Below are 19,110 nucleotides of genomic sequence, written 5' to 3'. Positions count from 1 at the left end.
CGTGTGCCGCAGGTAAAGGACTCGCGCCACCTGGGTGGCGCAACTGTCATGAAGGTGTTCGTAGGGCAACCACTTACGCATCGGGGCGCGTGCCCAGGCCCATGGCCTGTCGGGCGAACCAGCGTTTGGCCGGCGGCAGCAGGTCCAGGCCCAGCAGGCCGAGGTTGCGGCCCATGGCGACCAGTGGTTGGCCGCTGCCGAACAGGCGGGTGACCTGGTCGGAGAAGCCCACGGTCAGTTGCTGGTCCAGGCGCTGGCGTTCGCGGTAGGCCTGCAAGGTCGCCAGGTCGCCCGGCACCGCCGGCCCGGCCAGCAAGGCCTCGGCCAAGGCAGAGGCATCGCGCAGCGACAGGTTGAAACCCTGGCCGGCAATCGGGTGCAGGCTGTGGGCGGCGTTGCCGAGGATCACCAGGTGCGAGCGCACCTGCTCCTCGGCCTCCACCAGGGTCAGCGGATACAAGTGACGGGCACCGACCTGCTTGAGGGTGCCCAGGCGATAGCCGAACACGCCCTGCAACTCGCTGAGGAAACTGCGTTCATCCAACTGCGCCAAGCGCTGGGCGTCCATGCCGACGCGGGTCCACACCAGCGCGCAACGGTTGTCGGCCAGGGGCAGCAAGGCCATCGGGCCATCGTCGGTGAAACGCTCGAAGGCCTCGCCGTTATGGGCTTCGCTGGGGGTGATGTTGGCGATCAGGGCGCTCTGGTTGTAGGGGCGCTGCTTGACGCCAATGCCCAACTGCTCGCGCAGGCCGGAGCGGCCACCATCGGCCAGTACCGCCAGGTCGCACTCGATGACGGTTTCGTCGTTGAGGGTCAGGCGGTAGCCATCGGCCAGCGGTTCCAGGCGGCTGACTTCGGCCGGGCAACGCCAACTGATCACGTCCTTATCCAAGCCTTGCCACAGGCACTGCCCGAGCCAGGCGTTTTCCACCACATAGCCCAGGGCCGGCACACCCTCTTCGAGCGCCGACAAGCGTGCAGTGGAGAAGCGGCCACGGTCGGAAACATGGATCTGCTTGATCGGCTCGGCGCGCCGGGAAATGTCTTGCCACACACCCAGGCGCTGATAGATCTGCCGCGCGCCAAAGGACAGCGCCGAGGAACGGGCGTCGTAGCTCGGCTGGTAGCTGTCGCCGGGGGCGAAGGGTTCGATCAGCATGATCTTCCAGCCCCGGGCCTTGGCCCCGGCCTGCAATGCCAAGGCCAGGCTGGCGCCCACCAGGCCGCCACCGATAATGGCCAGGTTGACCCGGCTCATCGGGCGGCCGCCATCAGCGCTTCGATCTCGGCCACGCCCTTGGGCACGCCATCGGTCAGAATTTCACAGCCTTGCTTGGTCACCACCACGTCATCCTCGATGCGCACGCCTATGCCACGCCATTTCTTTGCCACGTTCTGGTTGTCCGGGGCAATGTAGATACCCGGTTCCACGGTCAGGGCCATGCCCACTTCCAGCACCCGCCATTCGCCGCCGACCTTGTACTCGCCTACATCATGCACATCCATGCCCAGCCAGTGCCCGGCGCGGTGCATATAGAACGCCTTGTAGGCTTCGCTGGCGATCAACTCGTCCACCTCACCCTGCAACAAGCCCAGCTTCACCAGCCCGGCGGTGATCACTTGCACGGTTGCCTCATGGGCCTGGTTCCAGTGCTTGTTCGGCGCGATCTGCGCAAAAGCGGCTTCCTGGGAGGCCAGCACAATTTCGTAGATCGCCTTCTGCTCGGCGGAGAACTTGCCATTGACCGGCCAGGTCCGGGTGATATCGCTGGCATAGCAGTCGATCTCACAACCGGCGTCGATCAATACCAGGTCGCCGTCCTTGAGCAGCGCGTCATTCTGCTGGTAGTGCAGGATGCAACTGTTGCGCCCCGAAGCGACGATGGAGCCATAGGCCGGCATCTTCGCCCCGCCCCGGCGGAACTCGTAGTCCAGCTCGGCTTCCAGGCTGAACTCATGCAGCCCGGCGCGGCAGGCCTGCATCGCCCGGATATGGGCCGCGCAGGAAATCCGCGCGGCTTCGCGCATGACTTTCACTTCTGCGGCGGATTTATACAGGCGCATGTCGTGCAGCAGATGATCCAGGGCAACGAATTCGTTCGGCGGCTGCGCACCGAGGTGCGCCTTGGAGCGGATCACATTGATCCACTCCATTAGGTGCCGGTCGAACTCGGCATTGCTGCCCATGGCCGAATACACCCGGTCGCGGCCTTCGATCAGGCCGGGCAGGATGTCGTCGATATCGGTGATCGGAAAGGCATCGTCGGCCCCGTACTCGCGAATCGCGCCTTCGGTGCCGGCGCGCAGGCCGTCCCACAATTCGCGCTCGGCATTGCGTTCGCGGCAGAACAGCACGTATTCGCCGTGAATGCGCCCAGGCATCAACACAATCACCGCTTGCGGCTCGGGGAAACCGCTCAGGTACTGGAAGTCGCTGTCCTGGCGGTAGACGTGTTCGACATCACGGTTGCGGATCGCCACGGCGGCGGCCGGCAGGATCGCGATGCTGTTGGGTTCCATCTGCGCCATGAGCGCCTTGCGGCGGCGGGTGTATTCCGCTTTGGGGATATGAATCATGGGCAGGTGGGTTCCCTCTCTTAGTGCAGCGACGGCTTGATGGCGGCGGGTTCAGCCGATTTTTTGGTCTCGGTGAACAACAGCAGCGGCGCGACGCGCAGGTATTCCATGACTTCCATGTAGTCACCTTCGCCGTCTTCGGATTCTTCCAGGGCATCTTGCACCTGGGAGATGGCTGCCAGGTCCTGCAACACTTCCTGGGCGTCGGTGCTCAGTTCCAGGCCGCCGGAATTCACGCCAAAGCCGGTGAGGAAACCCTTGCACCATTCGCCCAGGGCGGCAGCGCGCTCGGCCAGTGGCGCATCATCGCTCGGCAGCAATAGGACTACCGCAATGTCATCGCCGGTCAACTCGCCCTTGACCATTTCTTGCAGGCCGATCAAGGCGTTACGAACATTATCTACTGGCTCCGTTTCGAGCACTTCTGCGGCGTCGGCCAACCAGTTGTCGGCGTCAAAACCGACGCCGGTGCAACTGCGGCCCAGCAGCACGCCATGCAGTTCGGCAGGCGAGCAAGAATGACCGCTGGCGCTCAGCAGTTTGGAAAAAGCATCGTACGGGGAGTTCTGAATAGGCATGATGAGCTAGGCGCCAGGCGGCGCGATGTCTAGAATGAAGCGCTGTATCCTAGCACCGGCAGACGCACCCGACTATCAAGGGCGTCAGATCGTTTATCCTGCAGTTGCCATTCATCAGACAAATCCAGTGGAACCCCATGGAAGACACCGACTTGCAAGCGCTGATGGCCAGACTCGAATTGCTAATTACCCGGGTCGAGCAACTAAAGAGTCAAAACGGACTCCTATTAGCTCAGGAAAAGACCTGGCGCGAGGAACGCGCTCACCTCATTGAAAAAAACGAAATCGCCCGGCGTAAGGTCGAATCGATGATTTCGCGCCTGAAGGCCCTGGAGCAAGACTCATGAGTTCAAGCAATAGCGTCACCGTGCAGATCCTCGACAAAGAGTATTCAATCATCTGCCCCCAGGAAGAGCGCAGCAACCTGGTGAGCGCCGCCCGCTACCTGGATGGCAAGATGCGTGAAATCCGCAGCAGCGGCAAAGTCATCGGCGCCGACCGTATCGCCGTGATGGCCGCGCTGAACATTACCCACGATTTGCTGCACAGGCAGGAACGCCCTGACGTCCAGGCCAGCGGCTCGACACGCGAGCAAGTACGCGACCTGCTGGAACGTGTCGACCTGGCCCTTTCCAACGATCAAGAGCAACCCAAAGGCTGATTGCCGGACCTGTTTGGGGTATACTCGCCTCACTCCCTGGCGTGCTTGCCAGTCGGCGATGTCCCTGAGCCGATTCGCACTACCCTGGAAGTTGCACGTTGGGCTGGTGTGCATGTCCGCTAGACGGAAAGCCTTAAAGCCTACTGCTTCTTCCACCTTGAACTTTCGGGTTCAAGGGCTAAGTCGACAGCGGTTCTGTCGGGGAGCCTGAATTCCCAAACTCAATGCCAGTCCCCGGACTGGCATTGTTTTATGAGCCGAACACCATGACCGAACCTGCGCCGCTTTCCCGTCCGCACCTTCGACGCATGTTACGCAAGGCCCGCCGCGCCCTCACGCCAGGCGAGCAACGCCAGGCAGCGCTTGGCTTGTATCGGCAACTGGCACAGCACCCGCTGTTTTGCCGGGCCAAACATATTTCCCTGTACCTGCCGACGGATGGCGAAATCGATCCGCGCTTGCTGCTGCGCGCGGCCCAGCGTCGGGGCAAGGCCACCTACCTGCCGGTGCTCAGTGCCTGGCCACGGACCAAGATGGTGTTCCAACGCGTGCGCCCCGGGGAAAAGCTTGTGCCCAATCGCTTCGGCATTCTTGAGCCACGGGTCAATGTCGGCCGCCAGCGCAAGGTCTGGGCCCTGGACCTGGTGCTGCTGCCGTTGGTGGGTTTTGATGACGCGGGTGGGCGGCTGGGCATGGGCGGCGGTTTTTACGATCGTAGCCTGGCGTACCTGGCGCGCCGCTCGGCGTGGCGCAAGCCGACGCTACTGGGGCTGGCCCATGAATGCCAGAAGGTCGAGCGACTGGCGCAGGCCAGCTGGGACGTGCCGCTGAATGGCACCGTGACCGACAGGAAGTGGTATGTCGCAGAGGGAACGCCGCTGCAATCAACGGCGCCGAAATAGCATCAATGCTTGAAGGTTTGTGGCTGCTGCTGTGCAAATTCAACAGGCGCTTCGGTCTTGTTCGACCAGAGGCTCTGCGCATACCCGGTGGTCACGACGCCCAGACCGAACAAAATAACCAAAATCCATAGTAAATCCGGTTTGCGTTTCATCGATTGCCCCCCTTCAGGCCTATCACACACGATGACAGCAACGTTCCAAAGTAGCCCGTTCCAGCTGCGTCAAGCTTAAAATCCCGGCATTCTGCGTTAACGTGAACCAACACGCAAACCTTGACGTCAACCGACCGTCGGTTTGTCATGAAGTTGCCGCACAACCTGCCCAATCCCCTGTAAAGGAGCAAAACCATGGCCTATTGGCTGATGAAGTCCGAGCCCGATGAGTTGTCCATCCAGGGCCTGGAAAAACTCGGCGAAGCACGCTGGGATGGCGTGCGCAATTACCAGGCGCGCAACTTCCTGCGGGCCATGGCCGTGGGTGACGCGTTTTTCTTCTACCACTCCAGTTGCCCGGAACCGGGGATTGCCGGTGTAGGGAAAATCATCGAAGCAGCGTATCCAGACCCGACGGCGCTGGAGCCCGACAGCCATTACTTCGATGCCAAGGCCACAGCGGAAAAAAATCCGTGGAGCGCCATCACCGTGGCCCACGTCGAGGCCTTCCCCAAAGTCCTCGGGCTGGGCTACCTCAAGCAACAAACCGCCCTGGCCGAATTGCCGTTGGTACAAAAAGGCAGTCGCTTGTCGGTGATGCCGGTGACGGCCGAGCAATGGGCGGCGGTCATGGCCCTGCGTTAACGCCTAAAGGGATTCATTTGACCGGTATCAACGGCTATCGGTTACGATCCCGGCAAACTAGGACGCTAACACCGCAGGATGCACCCATGTCGACGCCCCATCGCAGTTCGCACTTCTTCGCTTTTCTCCTGATTCTGTTGCTGGTGGCCGCCGGCGGCTTCGGCTACTGGAAGTCCACCCTCGACCGCCTGCCGGAAGGGTTGAGCATGGGCAACGGCCGACTGGAGTCCACCGAAGTGCAGATCGCCACCAAGGTCCCCGGGCGCCTGGCCGAGGTGCGGGTCGATGAAGGCGACAAGGTGCTCAAGGGCCAACTGCTGGCACGTATCGACACCCGCACCCTGGAAGCCCAGCGCTCCCAGGCCGAGGCCGAAGTGCTGCGGGCCAAGGAAAACTTCGCCGCCGCCGAAGCCAATGTGCAGCTGCGCCAGAGCGAAAACCTGCTGGCCAGCCAGGAACTCAAGCGTACCCAAGAGCTGTACCGCCGCGGCTTCGCCAGCGCGCAGTTGATCGACCAGCAACAGGCACGCCAGAACACCGGCAATGCAGCGGTGGTAGCCGCCCAGGCCCAGGTCAATGCGGTCAAGGCTGCCATCGGTGCGGCCCAGGCCCAGGTGGCGCAACTGACCAGCGAAATCGAGGACAGCAGCCTGCGCGCGCCCATCGACGGCATCATCCAGCTGCGCCTGGCCGAACCTGGCGAAGTGCTCGGGGCCGGCGGGCGGGTGTTGCTGCTGATCGATCCGAATGACCAGTACATGAACCTCTACCTGCCCGCCTCCGTCACCGGCCGCCTGACCGTGGGCAGTGACGCGCGGATCGTACTCGACGCCCTGCCGGACCAGCCGTTGCCGGCGAAAATCAGCTTTGTTGCGGCCAAGTCGCAGTTCACCCCCAAAGAAGTGGAAACCCGCGACGAACGCCAGAAACTGGTGTTCCGCGTCAAACTGCGCCTGACTCAACCCAGCGCCGTGCCCCAGGCCAAGCCCGGCATGCCCGGCGCCGGCTACGTGCGCACTGCCGACCTGGACTGGCCGGCCAACCTGCAATGAACGGGCTGGCGCTGCACGCCACGGGCATCAACCACCGCTACGGCAAGCAACAGGCACTGCTCGACATTGCCTTCAGCCTGCCGGCCGGCACCCGCTGCGGCCTGATCGGCCCGGATGGCGCGGGCAAGTCGAGCCTGCTGGGCCTGATCGCCGGGGTTAAAAAGCTGCAGGCCGGCGACCTGCAGGTGCTGGGCGGCTCCATCGAAGACCGCCGCCACCGCAACAGCCTGTACCCGCTGATCGCCTTTATGCCCCAGGGCCTGGGCGGCAACCTGTACCCCGAGCTGTCCATCCGCGAAAACATCCGGTTTTTTGCCACCCTGTTTGGCCTGTCCAAAGCCGATTGCGAGCAGCGCATGCACAACCTGCTGCTGGCCACCGACCTGGCACGTTTCGCCGACCGCCCAGCCGGCAAGCTGTCGGGCGGGATGAAGCAGAAACTGGGGCTGTGCTGCGCGCTGATCCATGACCCGGACTTGCTGATCCTTGATGAGCCCACGACCGGCGTCGACCCGCTATCACGCCGACGTTTCTGGGAGTTGGTAGAAACCGTACGCAGCGAGCGCCCGCAACTGACGCTGCTGGTGGCCACGGCCTACATGGAAGAAGCCGAGCAGTTCGAGCACTGCCTGATGCTCGACCGCGGCAAGCTGATTGCCGATGGCCTGAGCCGTGACCTGGCTGCTGTTACGCCCAGTGGCAAGCTGGATGAAGCCTTCACCCATTTCCAGGGCGACAGCGCGCACAACAACCAGCCGCTGGTGATCCCCCCTCGGGCACACGACAACACCGATATCGCCATCGAAGCCCACGACCTGACCCTGCGCTTTGGCGACTTCACCGCTGTCAACAAAGTCAGCTTCGCCATTGGCCGTGGCGAGATCTTCGGCTTTCTCGGCTCCAACGGCTGCGGCAAGACCACCACCATGAAAGTCCTCACCGGGCTGATGCCGGCCAGTGAAGGCAGCGCCACACTGCTGGGCAACCCGGTGAATGCCAAGGACCTGGCGACCCGCAAGCGCGTGGGCTTCATGTCCCAGAGTTTCTCGCTGTACGGCGAACTCAGCGTGCGCCAGAACCTGGTGCTGCACGCACAGTTGTTCGACCTGCCCAAGGCCGACAGTGGGCCGCGCATTGAGGAACTGATCCAACGCTTTGACCTGGGCGAAATCGCCGAACAGCCCTCCGGCGAACTGCCCCTGGGTTTGCGCCAGCGCCTGTCCCTGGCCGTGGCGGTGCTGCATCGCCCGGAAGTGCTGATCCTCGACGAACCCACGTCCGGCGTGGACCCCGCCGCGCGCGACGATTTCTGGCGTTTGCTGGTGGAGCTGTCCCGCGAGCAAGGGGTGACGATTTTCCTCTCCACCCACTTTATGAACGAAGCCCAGCGCTGCGACCGCATCTCGTTGATGCACGCCGGCAAGGTGCTGGCCTGCGACACCCCGGACGCTCTGCAACAGCAATTCCACGGCGAGACCCTGGAAGCCGCGTTTGTCACCTGCCTGGAGCAAGCCCAGGAGGCCCCGGAAGCCGCCGCGCCCAGCGCAACCGTCAGCACACCGAGCACGCCGCCGGTCAGCAAACGCGGCTTCAGCCTGGCGCGCCTGCTGGCGGTGGCCAGTCGCGAAGGCAAGGAACTGCTGCGCGACAAAGTGCGCATGGCCTTTGCTCTGCTCGGGGCGATTTTCATGATGGTGATCTTCGGCTACGGCATTTCCCTGGACGTAGAGAAGCTCGCCTTCGCCGTGTACGACCAGGACCAGACGCCGCAAAGCCGCGCTTACCTGGAGGCCTTCCGCAGTTCGCGCTACTTCGCCGAACAGCCACCGATCAGCGATTCGGCCGAGTTGCACCGGCGCCTGCAACGTTCGGAAATCAAACTGGCCCTGGAAATCCCCCCGGGCTTTGGCCGCGACCTGTACGCCGGGCGCCAACCGGCGGTGGCCGCCTGGCTCGATGGCGGCATGCCGTTTCGCGCCGAGACCAGCCGCAACTATGTCGAGGCTGTGCATCAGGAAAATCTGCAGCAGTTGGCCGAACTCAGCAGCACACCGCAAACCCGCCCCGCCGCCGCCAAACTGGAAACGCGCTTTCGCTATAACCAGGACGTGGTCAGCGTCAATGCCATCGGCCCGGGCGTGATGGCGCTGATCCTGGCGTTTATCCCGGCCATGCTCACCGCCCTGGGCATCGTGCGCGAGAAGGAACTGGGCTCGATCACCAACTTTTATGCCACACCGCTGACCCGCCTGGAGTTTCTCCTGGGCAAACAGGCGCCGTACCTGGTCATCAGCCTGATCAACCTGGCCTTGCTGGTGGCGATGAACCGCTGGCTGTTCGGCGTGCCGTTCAAGGGCAGTGGCGTGACCCTGGCGTTTGGCGGCCTGCTGTATGTGCTGGCCACCACCAGCATGGGCCTGCTGATTTCCGCGTTCACCCGCACCCAGATCGCGGCGATCCTCGGCACCATGATCATCACCAGCCTGCCGACCATCCAGTTCTCCGGGTTGATCGTGCCGCGCTCGTCCCTGGAAGGCGCGGCCGCGCTGATGGGTATACTGTTTCCCGCTGGCTATTTCCTGGATGTGGCCGTCGGCACCTTCACCAAAGCCCTGGACCTGCGCCAACTGTGGCCACAGTGCCTGGCGCTGTTCGGATTTTTCCTGGGGTTCACCGGGCTGAGCCTGGTCATGCTCAAGAAGCAGGAGGCCTGATGCATAAGTTCGCCCATATCCTGCGCCTGGGGCTCAAAGAACTCACCAGCCTGCGTCACGACAGCGTGTTGCTGCTGTTTCTGTTCTATGCCTTCACCGTCGCCATCTATATGCCAGCGGCCGGCTCGGTGATTGGCGTGCATAACGCCAGCGTGGCCTTTGTCGATGAAGACCATGGCCAATTGTCACGCCAGTTGGCCGAAGCCCTGCAACCCCCGGAATTCCAGCCCGCCGTGCCACTGGCCTACGACCAACTGGACAAGGTGATGGACAGCGGCCAGTACACCTTCGTGATCAACGTGCCGGCCAATTTCCAGGCCGACCTGCTGGCCGGCCGCCAGCCGAGCGTGCAGGTCAATGTGGATGCCACGGCCATGAGCCAGGCCTTTATGGGCGCCGGCTATATCGGGCGGATTTTCCAGCGCGAGCTGCTGACCTACAGCGGCCAGGCGGATGCCAGTCAACGGGCACCGGCGGCGCTGACCACCCGGGCGCTGTTCAATACCAACCTGGAAGGTGGCTGGTTCCTGGCGGTGATCCAGATTGTCAATAACATCACCATCCTCGCCATCGTCCTGACCGGCACCGCCCTGCTGCGCGAACGTGAGCACGGCACCCTCGACCATTTGCTGGTACTGCCACTGACCGCCCTGGAAATCATGCTGGCAAAAATCTGGAGCAACATGCTGGTGGTGGTGCTGTGTACCTGGCTGTCGCTGGAAGTGGTGGTCAAGGGCCTGCTCGGCGTGCCGCTGGCCGGCTCGTTGAGCCTGTTCCTGCTGGTGACGGCGCTGTACCTGTTTGCCAGCACCGCCCTGGGCATCTTCCTCGCCACCCTCGCCCGCTCGACGCCGCAGTTTGGCTTGTTGGCGATCCCGGTGATTATTCCGATGTTGCTGTTGTCAGGCGGCAGTACGCCGCTGGACAGCATGCCCGAATGGTTGCAATGGGTGATGCAGGGCTCGCCGTCGACGCATTTTGTGAGCTTGAGTGCGGCGATTCTGTTTCGCGATGCCGGGGTGAGTGTGGTGTGGCCGGATTTACTGGCGCTGGCGGGGATTGGGTTGGTGTTTTTTGCGGTGGCGTTGGCGCGGTTTAGGAAGAGCCTTGCCTCTTGAGATAAATATCTAAAGAATCATTGGCTATAAAAAAAATTTAAATACTGAAAAACAATATAAATAACTGTCATTTATAACAGTAGAAGACTCGCTCCCCAGAATGTTTACTTAAAGACGTAATAGCCACCAACAAAATAGCAAAACGTTGGTGACCTTTTGCACTCAGCACTTCAGGGAGAATGGTTATGAGCACCGAGACAACAGCATCCAGACAATGCGAGTGTGGCAACACTACAATCGTCACTATCGACAAAAACAACCCCACGGGAATAATGACCGTAACAGGTGAATACTCTCTCTGGGGATTCAAGGGCTATATAGAACTCGAGTACACCATTGCCGGAAGTAAATTTATCATCACAACCCGAAAATATAATTTCACCGGATCGCTCGGGGATAAGGACCCAAGATTTGAAATTTTGACTCACAGCGGACCAATATTGGCTATAGTACCAGTGCGAAATGCTGGCTGGGTTAATTGGCCCTCGTCAGCCGAAACAAATTATTACTCTCCAGGAATGGCTGTTGTATTTGACTTCCGCTTCCATATCGATCATGGCGGCAACCCCCTGTCTGACAGGAAAGTTATTGTATTCAGATAATTAGTCCAACCACATAAAAACTAACCTGCGGCTTTCCTGGAAAGCCGCAGGCTTCGCCAATCGATGCTTACTGAATAATCAAGTTATTAAATAATAAGTCCTCAACCACTGGCTTGCCCGTCTCATCATTCATCACTTGCTGAGCCTGCTTCAATGCTTCCTGACGCAATTTCTCTTTGCCCTCAACACTGCCCATACTCTCGACAGTCTGCTGGGTAAACAGCGCCACCAGTTGATTACGGATCAACGGCTCATTGGCCTTGATCGCCGCCGCCGCTTCCGTGCCGGTCACGCGCAGGGCCACATCGGCCTTGTACACCCGCAGTTTCGGGCCGCCGTCCAGGGCGTAGTTGCCGACAAAGGGCGGGGTCAGGCTGTAGTAGCTGACCTTCGGCGCTTCGCCTTCCTTGGCTTCTTCGGCATGGGCTGCCATCGGCAACGTCAGGGCCAGCATCAACAGGATCCACGCTTTCACAGTTCATTCCTCACATTCGGTTGCCAGTAGCATAACGCTAGCAAGGCAGAGCACAAGCTTATGGCGACTTATCAGGCCGGGGCATGCTCGTTGACCCATGACCTGACCCACCTACACTTATCGGCCAATACGCCAAAAGGAATAGTCCGATGAAAGCCGTGCTGTGCAAAGCCTTCGGCCCTGCCGAAACCCTGGTGTTGGAAGACGTCGAAAGCCCGGCGATCAAGAAGAACGAGATCCTGCTGGAGGTGCATGCCGCCGGGGTGAATTTCCCGGACACGCTGATCATCGAGGGCAAGTACCAGTTCAAGCCACCCTTCCCGTTCTCGCCGGGTGGCGAAGCGGCAGGGGTGGTCAGCGAAGTCGGGGAAAAGGTCAGCCACCTGAAGGTCGGCGACCGGGTCATGGCGTTGACCGGTTGGGGCAGCTTTGCCGAGCAGGTCGCGGTGCCGGGCTATAACGTATTGCCGATCCCGCCTAGCATGGACTTCAACACCGCCGCCGCCTTCAGCATGACCTACGGCACCTCGATGCACGCCCTCAAGCAGCGTGGCCACCTGGCGGCCGGCGAGACCCTGTTGGTGCTGGGCGCGTCCGGTGGCGTGGGCCTGGCCGCCGTGGAAATCGGCAAGGCCATGGGCGCCCGGGTGATCGCCGCCGCCAGCAGCGCCGACAAGCTGGCCGTGGCCAAGGCGGCGGGTGCCGATGAATTGATCAACTACAGCGAAAGCAACCTCAAGGATGAAATCAAGCGCCTGACCGACGGCAACGGTGCCGACGTGATCTACGACCCGGTGGGCGGCGATCTGTTTGACCAGGCCATTCGCGCCATTGCCTGGAACGGCCGGCTGCTGGTGGTGGGGTTTGCCAGCGGGCGCATCCCTGAATTGCCGGTGAACCTGGCGCTGCTCAAGGGCGCGGCGGTGGTCGGGGTGTTCTGGGGTGCGTTTGCCCAGCGCCAGCCGCAGGAGAATGCGGCGAATTTCCAGCAGCTGTTTGGTTGGTATGCCGAGGGGAAGTTGAAGCCGCTGGTGTCGCAGGTGTATCCGCTGGACAACGCGGCGCAGGCGATCAATGACCTGGGGCAACGCAGGGCGGTGGGCAAGGTGGTCGTGCAAGTCCGCCAGTGATTTGAAATGCGGTCAATGTGGGAGCAGGCTTGCCTGCGATAGCCATAGGTATCTACACAACTCTCTTCTCGGTCTGTGTACATATCCATTATTGCGATGGCGGCCAGTCAGCCAACGTATTTATCGACTGATACACCGCCATCGCGGGCAAGCCCGCTCCCACAGGGGTACGCGTACGCTTCAAGGATCAGGTCGGCTGTCAGGCCGCCTCGCTTTGCTTGTGATTTTGATCTTAGGCGCCCCGTTAAACCACGCTGGCCGTCATCCGATATTGATTTGGGGGGTAAACCGGCAGGACGCCGGTTTAGCCGCGCTGGGCCATGGATGGCCCATCGCGGCGGCCCCCCAAATCAATGTCGGATGACGGGTACACCGAGCCTAGGCGAGGTGCCGAGTGGTGGGGCAAGAGCCCTTTGGTTACTTTGGGGCTTTTCCAAAGTGACCCGCCGTCAGGGCGGAACCCTAAGTGGCCGTTACCGCAGCAATGGATATGTACTCATACCCAAAAGAGAGTTGTGTAGATACCTATGCTGCGATAGCGGTGGGTCAGCTACATCTTTCGTGACTGATCCACCGCTATCGCAGGCAAGCCAGCTCCTACATTTGATCTGCGGTGTTCTGAGGAATCTGATCACGACCCAAATTTATCTATTAGCGACATGTTCGTAAAAGAACATGCAATTACTCCAGTTTCCTGTGTTTGCAGATAAGAGGCGATGCTATTTTCGGTAACGAAACTGTAACATTCGCATCCGCAGTCAAAACAAGAAATTTGGAGCTCTTGAATGTTTGCTTTCTTTCGTCCTGCCCCTCATCAGGCACCCCTGCCTGAAGAAAAGATCGACAGTACCTACCGACGACTGCGCTGGCAGATCTTCGCCGGTATTTTCTTTGGCTACGCGGGTTACTACCTGCTGCGCAAGAACTTCTCCCTGGCCATGCCGTACCTGATCGACGAGGGTTACACCCGTGGTCAGCTGGGCCTGGCCATGTCGGCGATCGCGATTGCCTACGGCCTGTCCAAGTTCCTCATGGGCCTGGTGTCCGACCGCTCCAACCCGCGCTACTTCCTGCCCTTTGGCTTGCTGGTATCGGCCGGGGTGATGTTCATTTTCGGTTTCGCGCCTTGGGCAACGTCCAGCGTGACCATGATGTTCATTCTGCTGTTCATCAACGGCTGGGCCCAGGGCATGGGCTGGCCGCCGAGTGGACGGACCATGGTGCACTGGTGGTCGCAGAAAGAACGCGGCGGCGTGGTGTCGGTGTGGAACGTGGCGCATAACGTCGGCGGCGGCCTGATCGGCCCGCTATTCCTGTTGGGCATGGCCTGGTTCAACGACTGGCACGCAGCGTTCTATGTGCCGGCAACGGTGGCCTTGGCAGTGGCGGCCTTTGCCTTTATCACCATGCGTGACACCCCGCAGTCGGTAGGCTTGCCGCCGATCGAGAAGTACAAGAACGACTACCCGGAAGGCTACGACGACAGCCACGAAGACGAATTCAGCGCCAAGGAAATCTTCGTCAAGTACGTGCTGCGCAACAAGATGCTGTGGTACATCGCCTTCGCCAACGTGTTCGTCTACCTGCTGCGTTATGGCGTGCTGGACTGGGCACCGACCTACCTCAAGGAAGCCAAGCACTTCACCGTCGATAAATCGTCGTGGGCGTACTTCTTCTACGAGTGGGCGGGGATCCCCGGCACGCTGCTGTGCGGCTGGATGTCGGACAAGATCTTCCGTGGCAACCGTGGCCTGACCGGCATTGTGTTCATGGCCCTGGTGACCGTGGCGACCCTGGTGTACTGGCTCAACCCGCCGGGCAACCCGATGGTCGACATGATCGCGCTGTTCTCCATTGGCTTTTTGATCTACGGCCCGGTGATGCTGATCGGCCTGCAGGCCCTGGAACTGGCGCCGAAGAAAGCCGCAGGTACGGCAGCAGGCTTTACCGGTCTGTTCGGTTACCTGGGCGGTTCGGTAGCCGCCAGTGCGGCCATGGGCTACACCGTGGACCACTTCGGCTGGGACGGCGGCTTTGTGCTGCTGATCGGCGCGTGCCTGTTGGCCATCGCGTTCCTGATCCCCACCCTGTGGCACACCAATAGCGTCAGCTCGGCGCGTTAATCGCCGCGACGCCTTTGGCACATCGCTTGAGCCGCGCCTCCAGATTCTTGTCTGGCATGGCGTGGCTACGCAGGGCGTTGACGGTCTGCTCGACATAATCGCGAGTGGTGCCGTAACGCCCGCAAGCACAGGCAAAGACCTGGTTCAGCACGCTGTCGGGCAAGTTGCCGGCATAGCTGGGCAGGTGCCGCTCCAGCACAAAACCCAATGCCTGCACCTGGCTGCCGTCTTCAAGCCGGCAACTGAGCCAGTGGGGCCGATAGGACGGGTAAGGCATCTCGCGCTGCCACAAGGCATAGAGCGAGGCCTCCAGTTGATCCTCCGGCAGGCGATAGGCAAAACCGCTGCACGAGCCGCCACGATCCAGGCCAAACACCAGCCCCGGTAACTCCGGCGTGCCCCGGTGCTCGTGGGACCACAGGTACAGACCCCGGTGATACCCATGGACCCGTGCACGCACGCGCTGGGCTGCCGAACATTCAGGGCGCCAGATCAGCGAACCATACGCAAACAGCCAGACCGGCCCACCCTTGTGCAGCCCCATGGTGGCCTGCATCGAGCTCATCAATTGTTCGTGAGTGAGTTGCGGCCCCAGATCGAGCCGCGGCGGGTAAGCCAATTGCAGAAGTTCGGATTCAATAACGGTCATGGCAGATCGCTTAGGTCTCCTGTGCCTTACCAGTTATAGGCGACTTTACCGTAATAGAACGCGCCGCTGTAAGCGTAAGGCGAAAAAGTGCTAGTGGATGAGCCCGGAAAACGCCGCAATTTTCAGCGTCCGTTCAGCCTTTATCGGCGGCCTGCCCGCAAAATAGACCCGCGTCACGACCCACTTTGTCGCGCATCTACCGACTATCGAGGTCGCCCCATGAAAAACCGACTTTCCGGCCTGCTGCTCCTGGCGCAGGCCACCACCGCCCTGGCCGCCGAAGCGCCCAACGACGACAAAGGCTTCTGGTACGCCCAGACCAGCGTCTACACCCGGCACTTTGCACCGGATCCCGAGCACAACAACCATCAAGACCTGATCGGCCTGGAGCGCAATGACGCTTCGGGGTGGGTGTATGGCGGTGCGACCTTTCGCAACTCGTTTCGCCAGCGCTCGTATTACGCCTATGCGGGCAAGCGCTATGACATGGCCGACTATCCGGTGTATCTGAAGCTGACCGGCGGCGCAATCCAGGGCTATCGCGGCCAATACCGCGACAAGATCCCGCTGAACCGCTACGGCGTAGCGCCAGTGATCATTCCGTCGGTGGGTGCCTACTACGGACCGGTGGCGGCGGAGTTTGTGTTGCTGGGGTTCAATGCGGCGATGGTGACCACGGGCGTGCGCTTCTGACGCCGCACACCTGAGTAGACACAATCCAATGTGGGAGCTTGCCCGCTCACATATTTGATTTGTGGCGGTACCAAAATTCCCTGCCATGCGCAGATCCCCTGTGGGAGCGGGCTTGCCCTAATGCCAGTCAGTTAAGCGGATTCTGCTTTCTGTAGGAGCGAGCTTGCTCGCGAAGGACGTCAACGATAACGCGTGTTTGCTAGGTAAACGCGGCGCTCTCAAGTTCTTCGCGAGCAAGCTCGCTCCTACAAAAAGGCTTAACTGACTGGCATTAGGGCTTGCCCGCGATAGCGTTGGTTCAGTCAATATCGTCGGTGACTGATACACCGCTATCGCGGGCAAGCCCGCTCCCACAGTTTGAGCGGCGTCTCAGGCGCGGGGGGCGTAGGCAAATACGTCAGCGCGCATCTGGTGCGCATCCATCCCGGCATGTACCAGCGCATCCAGCGTGCCATAGATCATCGCCGGCGAGCCGCTGGCGTAGACATGCACGGCCTTGAGGTCGGTGATGTCTTCGCACACCGCTTCATGCAACAAGCCACAACGCCCTTCCCACCCGCACAGGTCGCTGACCACTTTGTGCAGGAACAGGTTGGGCAGTTGCTGCCACTGCTCCCAGTGCTCGACCTGGTAGAAGTCATCGGGACGACGCACGCCCCAGTACAGATGCACCGGGTGCTTGAAACCGCTGGCCCGGCAGTGTTCGATCAGGCTGTGCATCTGCGCCATACCGGTGCCAGCCGCGATCAGCACCAGCGGACCGTCGGGTAGCTCGGCCAGGTGGGTATCGCCAAATGGCAGTTCGACCCGCGCCATCCGGTTACGCTGCAACTGCTCGATCAGGCTGCGGGCGCTGTCTTCGCGCACCAGCACATGCAGCTCCAGCTCGCGCCCGGCATGGGGTGCCGACGCCAGGGAAAACGCCGATTTCTCGCCGTTTTCGCGCTCGATCATCAGGTACTGGCCCGCGTGGTAACGCAGCGCTTTGCCAGCCGGGGCCCGCAGGCGCACGCGCCACACATCGCCCCCCAGCTCCACGCATTCGCTCAACTGGCAGGCAAGCTGGCGCACCGGCAACTCGCCCGGCGCCAGCACGCCATCCCACAGCACGATGCAATCTTCCAGCGGTTCGGCGATGCAGGTGTAGAACTCGCCATGATCGCGTACCTCACCGGCTTGCTGCACCCGGCCCTCGACCAGCAGCGCCGCACACACGTGACACACTCCATTACGACACGCCTGGGGGCATTCATAGCCCAGGCGCCGCGCACCTTCAAGAATCCGCTCACCCGGCTGCAAGTCGAGGACCGCACCGGAAGGTTGCAGGGTTACACGCATCAATCTATTCCCAATTCTTTCCACATCGCATCGACACGCGCCGTCACCGCTTCATCCTTGACGATCACCCGGCCCCACTCGCGGGTGGTTTCACCCGGCCATTTATGGGTGGCATCCAGGCCCATCTTCGAGCCCAGGCCCGACACCGGCGAGGCAAAGTCGAGGTAGTCGATGGGCGTGTTATCGATCATCACCGTGTCGCGCTTGGGGTCCATGCGCGTGGTGATAGCCCAGATCACGTCGTTCCAGTCCCGGGCGTTGATGTCGTCGTCGGTGACAATAACGAACTTGGTGTACATGAACTGTCGCAAAAACGACCACACACCGAGCATCACGCGCTTGGCATGGCCCGGGTACGACTTCTTCATGGTCACGATGGCCATGCGGTACGAGCAGCCTTCCGGCGGCAGGTAGAAGTCGGTGATTTCCGGGAACTGCTTCTGCAGGATCGGCACGAACACCTCGTTCAGCGCCACGCCGAGGATCGCCGGCTCATCAGGCGGGCGGCCGGTGTAGGTGCTGTGGTAGATCGGCTTGATCCGGTGGGTGATGCGCTCGACGGTGAACACCGGGAAGCTGTCGACTTCATTGTAGTAGCCGGTGTGGTCGCCATACGGGCCTTCATCGGCCATCTCACCCGGATGAATCACGCCTTCGAGGATGATTTCGGCGGTGGCCGGTACTTGCAGGTCGTTGCCACGGCACTTCACCAGCTCGGTACGGTTGCCGCGCAGCAGGCCGGCAAAGGCGTATTCGGACAAGCTGTCGGGCACCGGCGTCACGGCGCCGAGGATCGTCGCCGGGTCGGCGCCCAGGGCCACGGAGACCGGGAACGGCTGGCCCGGGTGCTTCTCGCACCACTCGCGGTAATCCAGGGCGCCGCCACGGTGGCTCAGCCAGCGCATGATCACCTTGTTGCGGCCAATCACTTGCTGACGGTAGATGCCGAGGTTCTGGCGGTCCTTGTTCGGGCCCTTGGTGACGGTCAGGCCCCAGGTGATCAGCGGGCCGACGTCGCCGGGCCAGCAGGTCTGCACCGGGAGCATCGCCAGGTCGACATCATCGCCTTCGATGACCACTTCCTGGCAGACCGCGTCCTTGACCACCTTGGGCGCCATGGCAATGATCTTGCGGAAGATCGGCAGCTTCGACCACGCATCCTTGAGGCCCTTGGGCGGCTCGGGCTCCTTGAGGAAGGCCAGTAGCTTGCCGATTTCGCGCAGTTCGCTGACCGACTCGGCGCCCATGCCGAACGCTACCCGGTCGGGTGTGCCGAACAGGTTGCCGAGCACCGGGATATCAAAGCCTGTGGGGTTCTCGAACAGCAGCGCCGGGCCCTTGTTGCGCAAGGTGCGGTCGCAAATCTCAGTCATTTCCAGGACCGGGGACACCGGCACCTGAATACGTTTCAACTCTCCGCGCTGCTCAAGTTGCTGCACGAAATCCCGAAGATCCTTGAATTTCATTAACCATGCCACCCGTAAAATAGGCGTACATCCTACCTGCTCTGAGGGCCGCTGGCAGCCTTATCGAGGCGCAATTACCCGCCAGGTGTCGTTAAAAATCCCGGGATCGAGTAGGAGGCGGATTCACATCCGCCGTCCTCTCACACCACCGTACGTACGGTTCCGTATACGGCGGTTCAGGTTATACGGTTAAGTCGGTTTATCGTATCCAGTATCGAGACCAGCCCGAGGC

The 19,110-nt window shown here is 61.2% G+C and carries 19 protein-coding genes and 1 other RNA gene; 12 read left to right on the top strand and 8 right to left on the bottom strand.

Annotation, left to right across the window (positions count from 1 at the left end):
- Positions 1 to 73: 73 nt before the first annotated feature.
- The 3 genes from ubiH to BLL38_RS17255 are packed head-to-tail and all read right to left on the bottom strand — an operon-like array spanning position 74 to position 3,158.
- A complete protein-coding gene (gene ubiH / locus BLL38_RS17265; protein WP_076963631.1) occupies positions 74 to 1,261 on the bottom strand; it encodes a 2-octaprenyl-6-methoxyphenyl hydroxylase in 1,188 nt (395 codons plus the stop codon).
- Complete coding sequence (pepP, locus tag BLL38_RS17260) at positions 1,258 to 2,580, bottom strand: Xaa-Pro aminopeptidase (RefSeq protein WP_076963630.1); 1,323 nt, start codon at positions 2,578 to 2,580, stop codon at positions 1,258 to 1,260. The genes ubiH and pepP overlap by 4 nt, the downstream gene beginning before the upstream one ends.
- Before the next feature lie 20 nt (positions 2,581 to 2,600).
- Complete coding sequence (locus tag BLL38_RS17255; protein WP_076963629.1) at positions 2,601 to 3,158, bottom strand: YecA/YgfB family protein; 558 nt, start codon at positions 3,156 to 3,158, stop codon at positions 2,601 to 2,603.
- Positions 3,159 to 3,295: 137 nt separating this feature from the next.
- Here BLL38_RS17255 and BLL38_RS17250 point away from each other — a divergent pair, with 137 nt between their 5' ends.
- The 4 genes from BLL38_RS17250 (at position 3,296) to BLL38_RS17235 (ending at position 4,721) form a co-directional block, all read left to right on the top strand.
- Positions 3,296 to 3,505 carry a TIGR02449 family protein gene (locus BLL38_RS17250; protein WP_007982902.1) on the top strand — a complete coding sequence of 70 codons (210 nt, stop codon included), beginning with the start codon at positions 3,296 to 3,298 and terminating at the stop codon, positions 3,503 to 3,505.
- On the top strand, positions 3,502 to 3,819 hold the full coding sequence (locus tag BLL38_RS17245; protein ID WP_076963628.1) for a cell division protein ZapA: 318 nt from the start codon (positions 3,502 to 3,504) through the stop codon (positions 3,817 to 3,819). Before BLL38_RS17250 ends, BLL38_RS17245 begins: the two co-directional genes overlap by 4 nt.
- A gap of 30 nt (positions 3,820 to 3,849) precedes the next feature.
- Positions 3,850 to 4,028, top strand: a non-coding RNA gene (gene ssrS, locus BLL38_RS17240) — 6S RNA.
- Between the two features lie 57 nt (positions 4,029 to 4,085).
- Entirely contained in the window at positions 4,086 to 4,721 is a 636-nt protein-coding gene (locus BLL38_RS17235; RefSeq protein ID WP_076963627.1) for a 5-formyltetrahydrofolate cyclo-ligase, read from the top strand.
- Between the two features lie 2 nt (positions 4,722 to 4,723).
- Here the strand turns inward: BLL38_RS17235 and BLL38_RS31125 are convergent, their stop codons facing one another.
- Positions 4,724 to 4,873 carry a hypothetical protein gene (locus BLL38_RS31125; protein WP_090412884.1) on the bottom strand — a complete coding sequence of 50 codons (150 nt, stop codon included), beginning with the start codon at positions 4,871 to 4,873 and terminating at the stop codon, positions 4,724 to 4,726.
- A 195-nt stretch (positions 4,874 to 5,068) separates the two neighbouring features.
- On the opposite strand from BLL38_RS31125, the gene BLL38_RS17230 reads away from it, so the two are divergent.
- The 5 genes from BLL38_RS17230 to BLL38_RS30630 all read left to right on the top strand — a co-directional run bounded on the left by BLL38_RS17230 (position 5,069) and on the right by BLL38_RS30630 (position 11,004).
- Positions 5,069 to 5,518 carry an EVE domain-containing protein gene (locus tag BLL38_RS17230; RefSeq protein WP_076963626.1) on the top strand — a complete coding sequence of 150 codons (450 nt, stop codon included), beginning with the start codon at positions 5,069 to 5,071 and terminating at the stop codon, positions 5,516 to 5,518.
- An 86-nt stretch (positions 5,519 to 5,604) separates the two neighbouring features.
- Entirely contained in the window at positions 5,605 to 6,570 is a 966-nt protein-coding gene (locus BLL38_RS17225; protein ID WP_076963625.1) for an HlyD family secretion protein, read from the top strand.
- Positions 6,567 to 9,284: a ribosome-associated ATPase/putative transporter RbbA gene (rbbA, locus tag BLL38_RS17220; RefSeq protein ID WP_076963624.1), complete on the top strand. Its 2,718-nt coding sequence runs from the start codon at positions 6,567 to 6,569 to the stop codon at positions 9,282 to 9,284. The genes BLL38_RS17225 and rbbA overlap by 4 nt, the downstream gene beginning before the upstream one ends.
- The gene (locus BLL38_RS17215; RefSeq protein WP_076963623.1) at positions 9,284 to 10,402 is read left to right on the top strand and encodes an ABC transporter permease; all 1,119 of its coding nucleotides are present in this window, start codon (positions 9,284 to 9,286) and stop codon (positions 10,400 to 10,402) included. Before rbbA ends, BLL38_RS17215 begins: the two co-directional genes overlap by 1 nt.
- Before the next feature lie 185 nt (positions 10,403 to 10,587).
- Positions 10,588 to 11,004 (top strand): hypothetical protein, encoded by a 417-nt coding sequence (locus tag BLL38_RS30630; protein ID WP_130898241.1) that lies wholly within the window; start codon positions 10,588 to 10,590, stop codon positions 11,002 to 11,004.
- A gap of 67 nt (positions 11,005 to 11,071) precedes the next feature.
- Here BLL38_RS30630 and BLL38_RS17210 read toward each other — a convergent pair whose 3' ends face one another.
- Positions 11,072 to 11,479: a flagellar basal body-associated protein FliL gene (locus BLL38_RS17210; RefSeq protein ID WP_076963622.1), complete on the bottom strand. Its 408-nt coding sequence runs from the start codon at positions 11,477 to 11,479 to the stop codon at positions 11,072 to 11,074.
- Positions 11,480 to 11,628: 149 nt separating this feature from the next.
- Between BLL38_RS17210 and BLL38_RS17205 the strand changes: the two genes are divergently transcribed.
- Both BLL38_RS17205 and glpT read left to right on the top strand, forming a co-directional pair.
- Positions 11,629 to 12,609 carry an NADPH:quinone oxidoreductase family protein gene (locus BLL38_RS17205; RefSeq protein WP_076963621.1) on the top strand — a complete coding sequence of 327 codons (981 nt, stop codon included), beginning with the start codon at positions 11,629 to 11,631 and terminating at the stop codon, positions 12,607 to 12,609.
- 785 nt (positions 12,610 to 13,394) lie between these two features.
- On the top strand, positions 13,395 to 14,732 hold the full coding sequence (gene glpT, locus BLL38_RS17195; RefSeq protein WP_029289546.1) for a glycerol-3-phosphate transporter: 1,338 nt from the start codon (positions 13,395 to 13,397) through the stop codon (positions 14,730 to 14,732).
- Here glpT and BLL38_RS17190 read toward each other — a convergent pair.
- Positions 14,716 to 15,381 (bottom strand): gamma-glutamylcyclotransferase, encoded by a 666-nt coding sequence (locus BLL38_RS17190; RefSeq protein ID WP_076963620.1) that lies wholly within the window; start codon positions 15,379 to 15,381, stop codon positions 14,716 to 14,718. The genes glpT and BLL38_RS17190 overlap by 17 nt on opposite strands.
- A 219-nt stretch (positions 15,382 to 15,600) precedes the next feature.
- On the opposite strand from BLL38_RS17190, the gene BLL38_RS17185 reads away from it, so the two are divergent.
- Positions 15,601 to 16,074 (top strand): sn-glycerol-3-phosphate transporter, encoded by a 474-nt coding sequence (locus BLL38_RS17185; RefSeq protein ID WP_076963619.1) that lies wholly within the window; start codon positions 15,601 to 15,603, stop codon positions 16,072 to 16,074.
- 369 nt (positions 16,075 to 16,443) lie between these two features.
- Here BLL38_RS17185 and BLL38_RS17180 read toward each other — a convergent pair whose 3' ends face one another.
- Positions 16,444 to 17,412 carry a CDP-6-deoxy-delta-3,4-glucoseen reductase gene (locus BLL38_RS17180; RefSeq protein WP_076963618.1) on the bottom strand — a complete coding sequence of 323 codons (969 nt, stop codon included), beginning with the start codon at positions 17,410 to 17,412 and terminating at the stop codon, positions 16,444 to 16,446.
- A complete protein-coding gene (gene ubiD / locus BLL38_RS17175; RefSeq protein ID WP_076963617.1) occupies positions 17,412 to 18,878 on the bottom strand; it encodes a 4-hydroxy-3-polyprenylbenzoate decarboxylase in 1,467 nt (488 codons plus the stop codon). The genes BLL38_RS17180 and ubiD overlap by 1 nt, the downstream gene beginning before the upstream one ends.
- Between the last annotated feature and the right edge of the window lie 232 nt (positions 18,879 to 19,110).

Source organism: Pseudomonas gessardii (genome assembly GCF_001983165.1).
GTDB classification, from domain to species: Bacteria; Pseudomonadota; Gammaproteobacteria; order Pseudomonadales; family Pseudomonadaceae; genus Aquipseudomonas; species Aquipseudomonas gessardii.
The sequence above is the reverse complement of the archived record's forward strand: the minus strand, read 5'-3'. Positions and strand labels throughout refer to the sequence as shown.

Bases quoted from the DNA above. Each gene is read 5' to 3' on its own strand.
- ubiD (WP_076963617.1), bottom strand. From the start codon at position 18,878: ATGAAATTCAAGGATCTTCGGGATTTCGTGCAGCAACTTGAGCAGCGC.
- BLL38_RS17245 (WP_076963628.1), top strand. From the start codon at position 3,502: ATGAGTTCAAGCAATAGCGTCACCGTGCAGATCCTCGACAAAGAGTAT.
- BLL38_RS30630 (WP_130898241.1), top strand. From the start codon at position 10,588: ATGAGCACCGAGACAACAGCATCCAGACAATGCGAGTGTGGCAACACT.
- BLL38_RS17205 (WP_076963621.1), top strand. From the start codon at position 11,629: ATGAAAGCCGTGCTGTGCAAAGCCTTCGGCCCTGCCGAAACCCTGGTG.
- BLL38_RS17250 (WP_007982902.1), top strand. From the start codon at position 3,296: ATGGAAGACACCGACTTGCAAGCGCTGATGGCCAGACTCGAATTGCTA.
- ubiH (WP_076963631.1), bottom strand. From the start codon at position 1,261: ATGAGCCGGGTCAACCTGGCCATTATCGGTGGCGGCCTGGTGGGCGCC.
- BLL38_RS17225 (WP_076963625.1), top strand. From the start codon at position 5,605: ATGTCGACGCCCCATCGCAGTTCGCACTTCTTCGCTTTTCTCCTGATT.
- pepP (WP_076963630.1), bottom strand. From the start codon at position 2,580: ATGATTCATATCCCCAAAGCGGAATACACCCGCCGCCGCAAGGCGCTC.
- BLL38_RS17190 (WP_076963620.1), bottom strand. From the start codon at position 15,381: ATGACCGTTATTGAATCCGAACTTCTGCAATTGGCTTACCCGCCGCGG.
- BLL38_RS17255 (WP_076963629.1), bottom strand. From the start codon at position 3,158: ATGCCTATTCAGAACTCCCCGTACGATGCTTTTTCCAAACTGCTGAGC.
- BLL38_RS17215 (WP_076963623.1), top strand. From the start codon at position 9,284: ATGCATAAGTTCGCCCATATCCTGCGCCTGGGGCTCAAAGAACTCACC.
- BLL38_RS17185 (WP_076963619.1), top strand. From the start codon at position 15,601: ATGAAAAACCGACTTTCCGGCCTGCTGCTCCTGGCGCAGGCCACCACC.
- BLL38_RS17180 (WP_076963618.1), bottom strand. From the start codon at position 17,412: ATGCGTGTAACCCTGCAACCTTCCGGTGCGGTCCTCGACTTGCAGCCG.
- glpT (WP_029289546.1), top strand. From the start codon at position 13,395: ATGTTTGCTTTCTTTCGTCCTGCCCCTCATCAGGCACCCCTGCCTGAA.
- BLL38_RS17230 (WP_076963626.1), top strand. From the start codon at position 5,069: ATGGCCTATTGGCTGATGAAGTCCGAGCCCGATGAGTTGTCCATCCAG.
- BLL38_RS17235 (WP_076963627.1), top strand. From the start codon at position 4,086: ATGACCGAACCTGCGCCGCTTTCCCGTCCGCACCTTCGACGCATGTTA.
- BLL38_RS31125 (WP_090412884.1), bottom strand. From the start codon at position 4,873: ATGAAACGCAAACCGGATTTACTATGGATTTTGGTTATTTTGTTCGGT.
- rbbA (WP_076963624.1), top strand. From the start codon at position 6,567: ATGAACGGGCTGGCGCTGCACGCCACGGGCATCAACCACCGCTACGGC.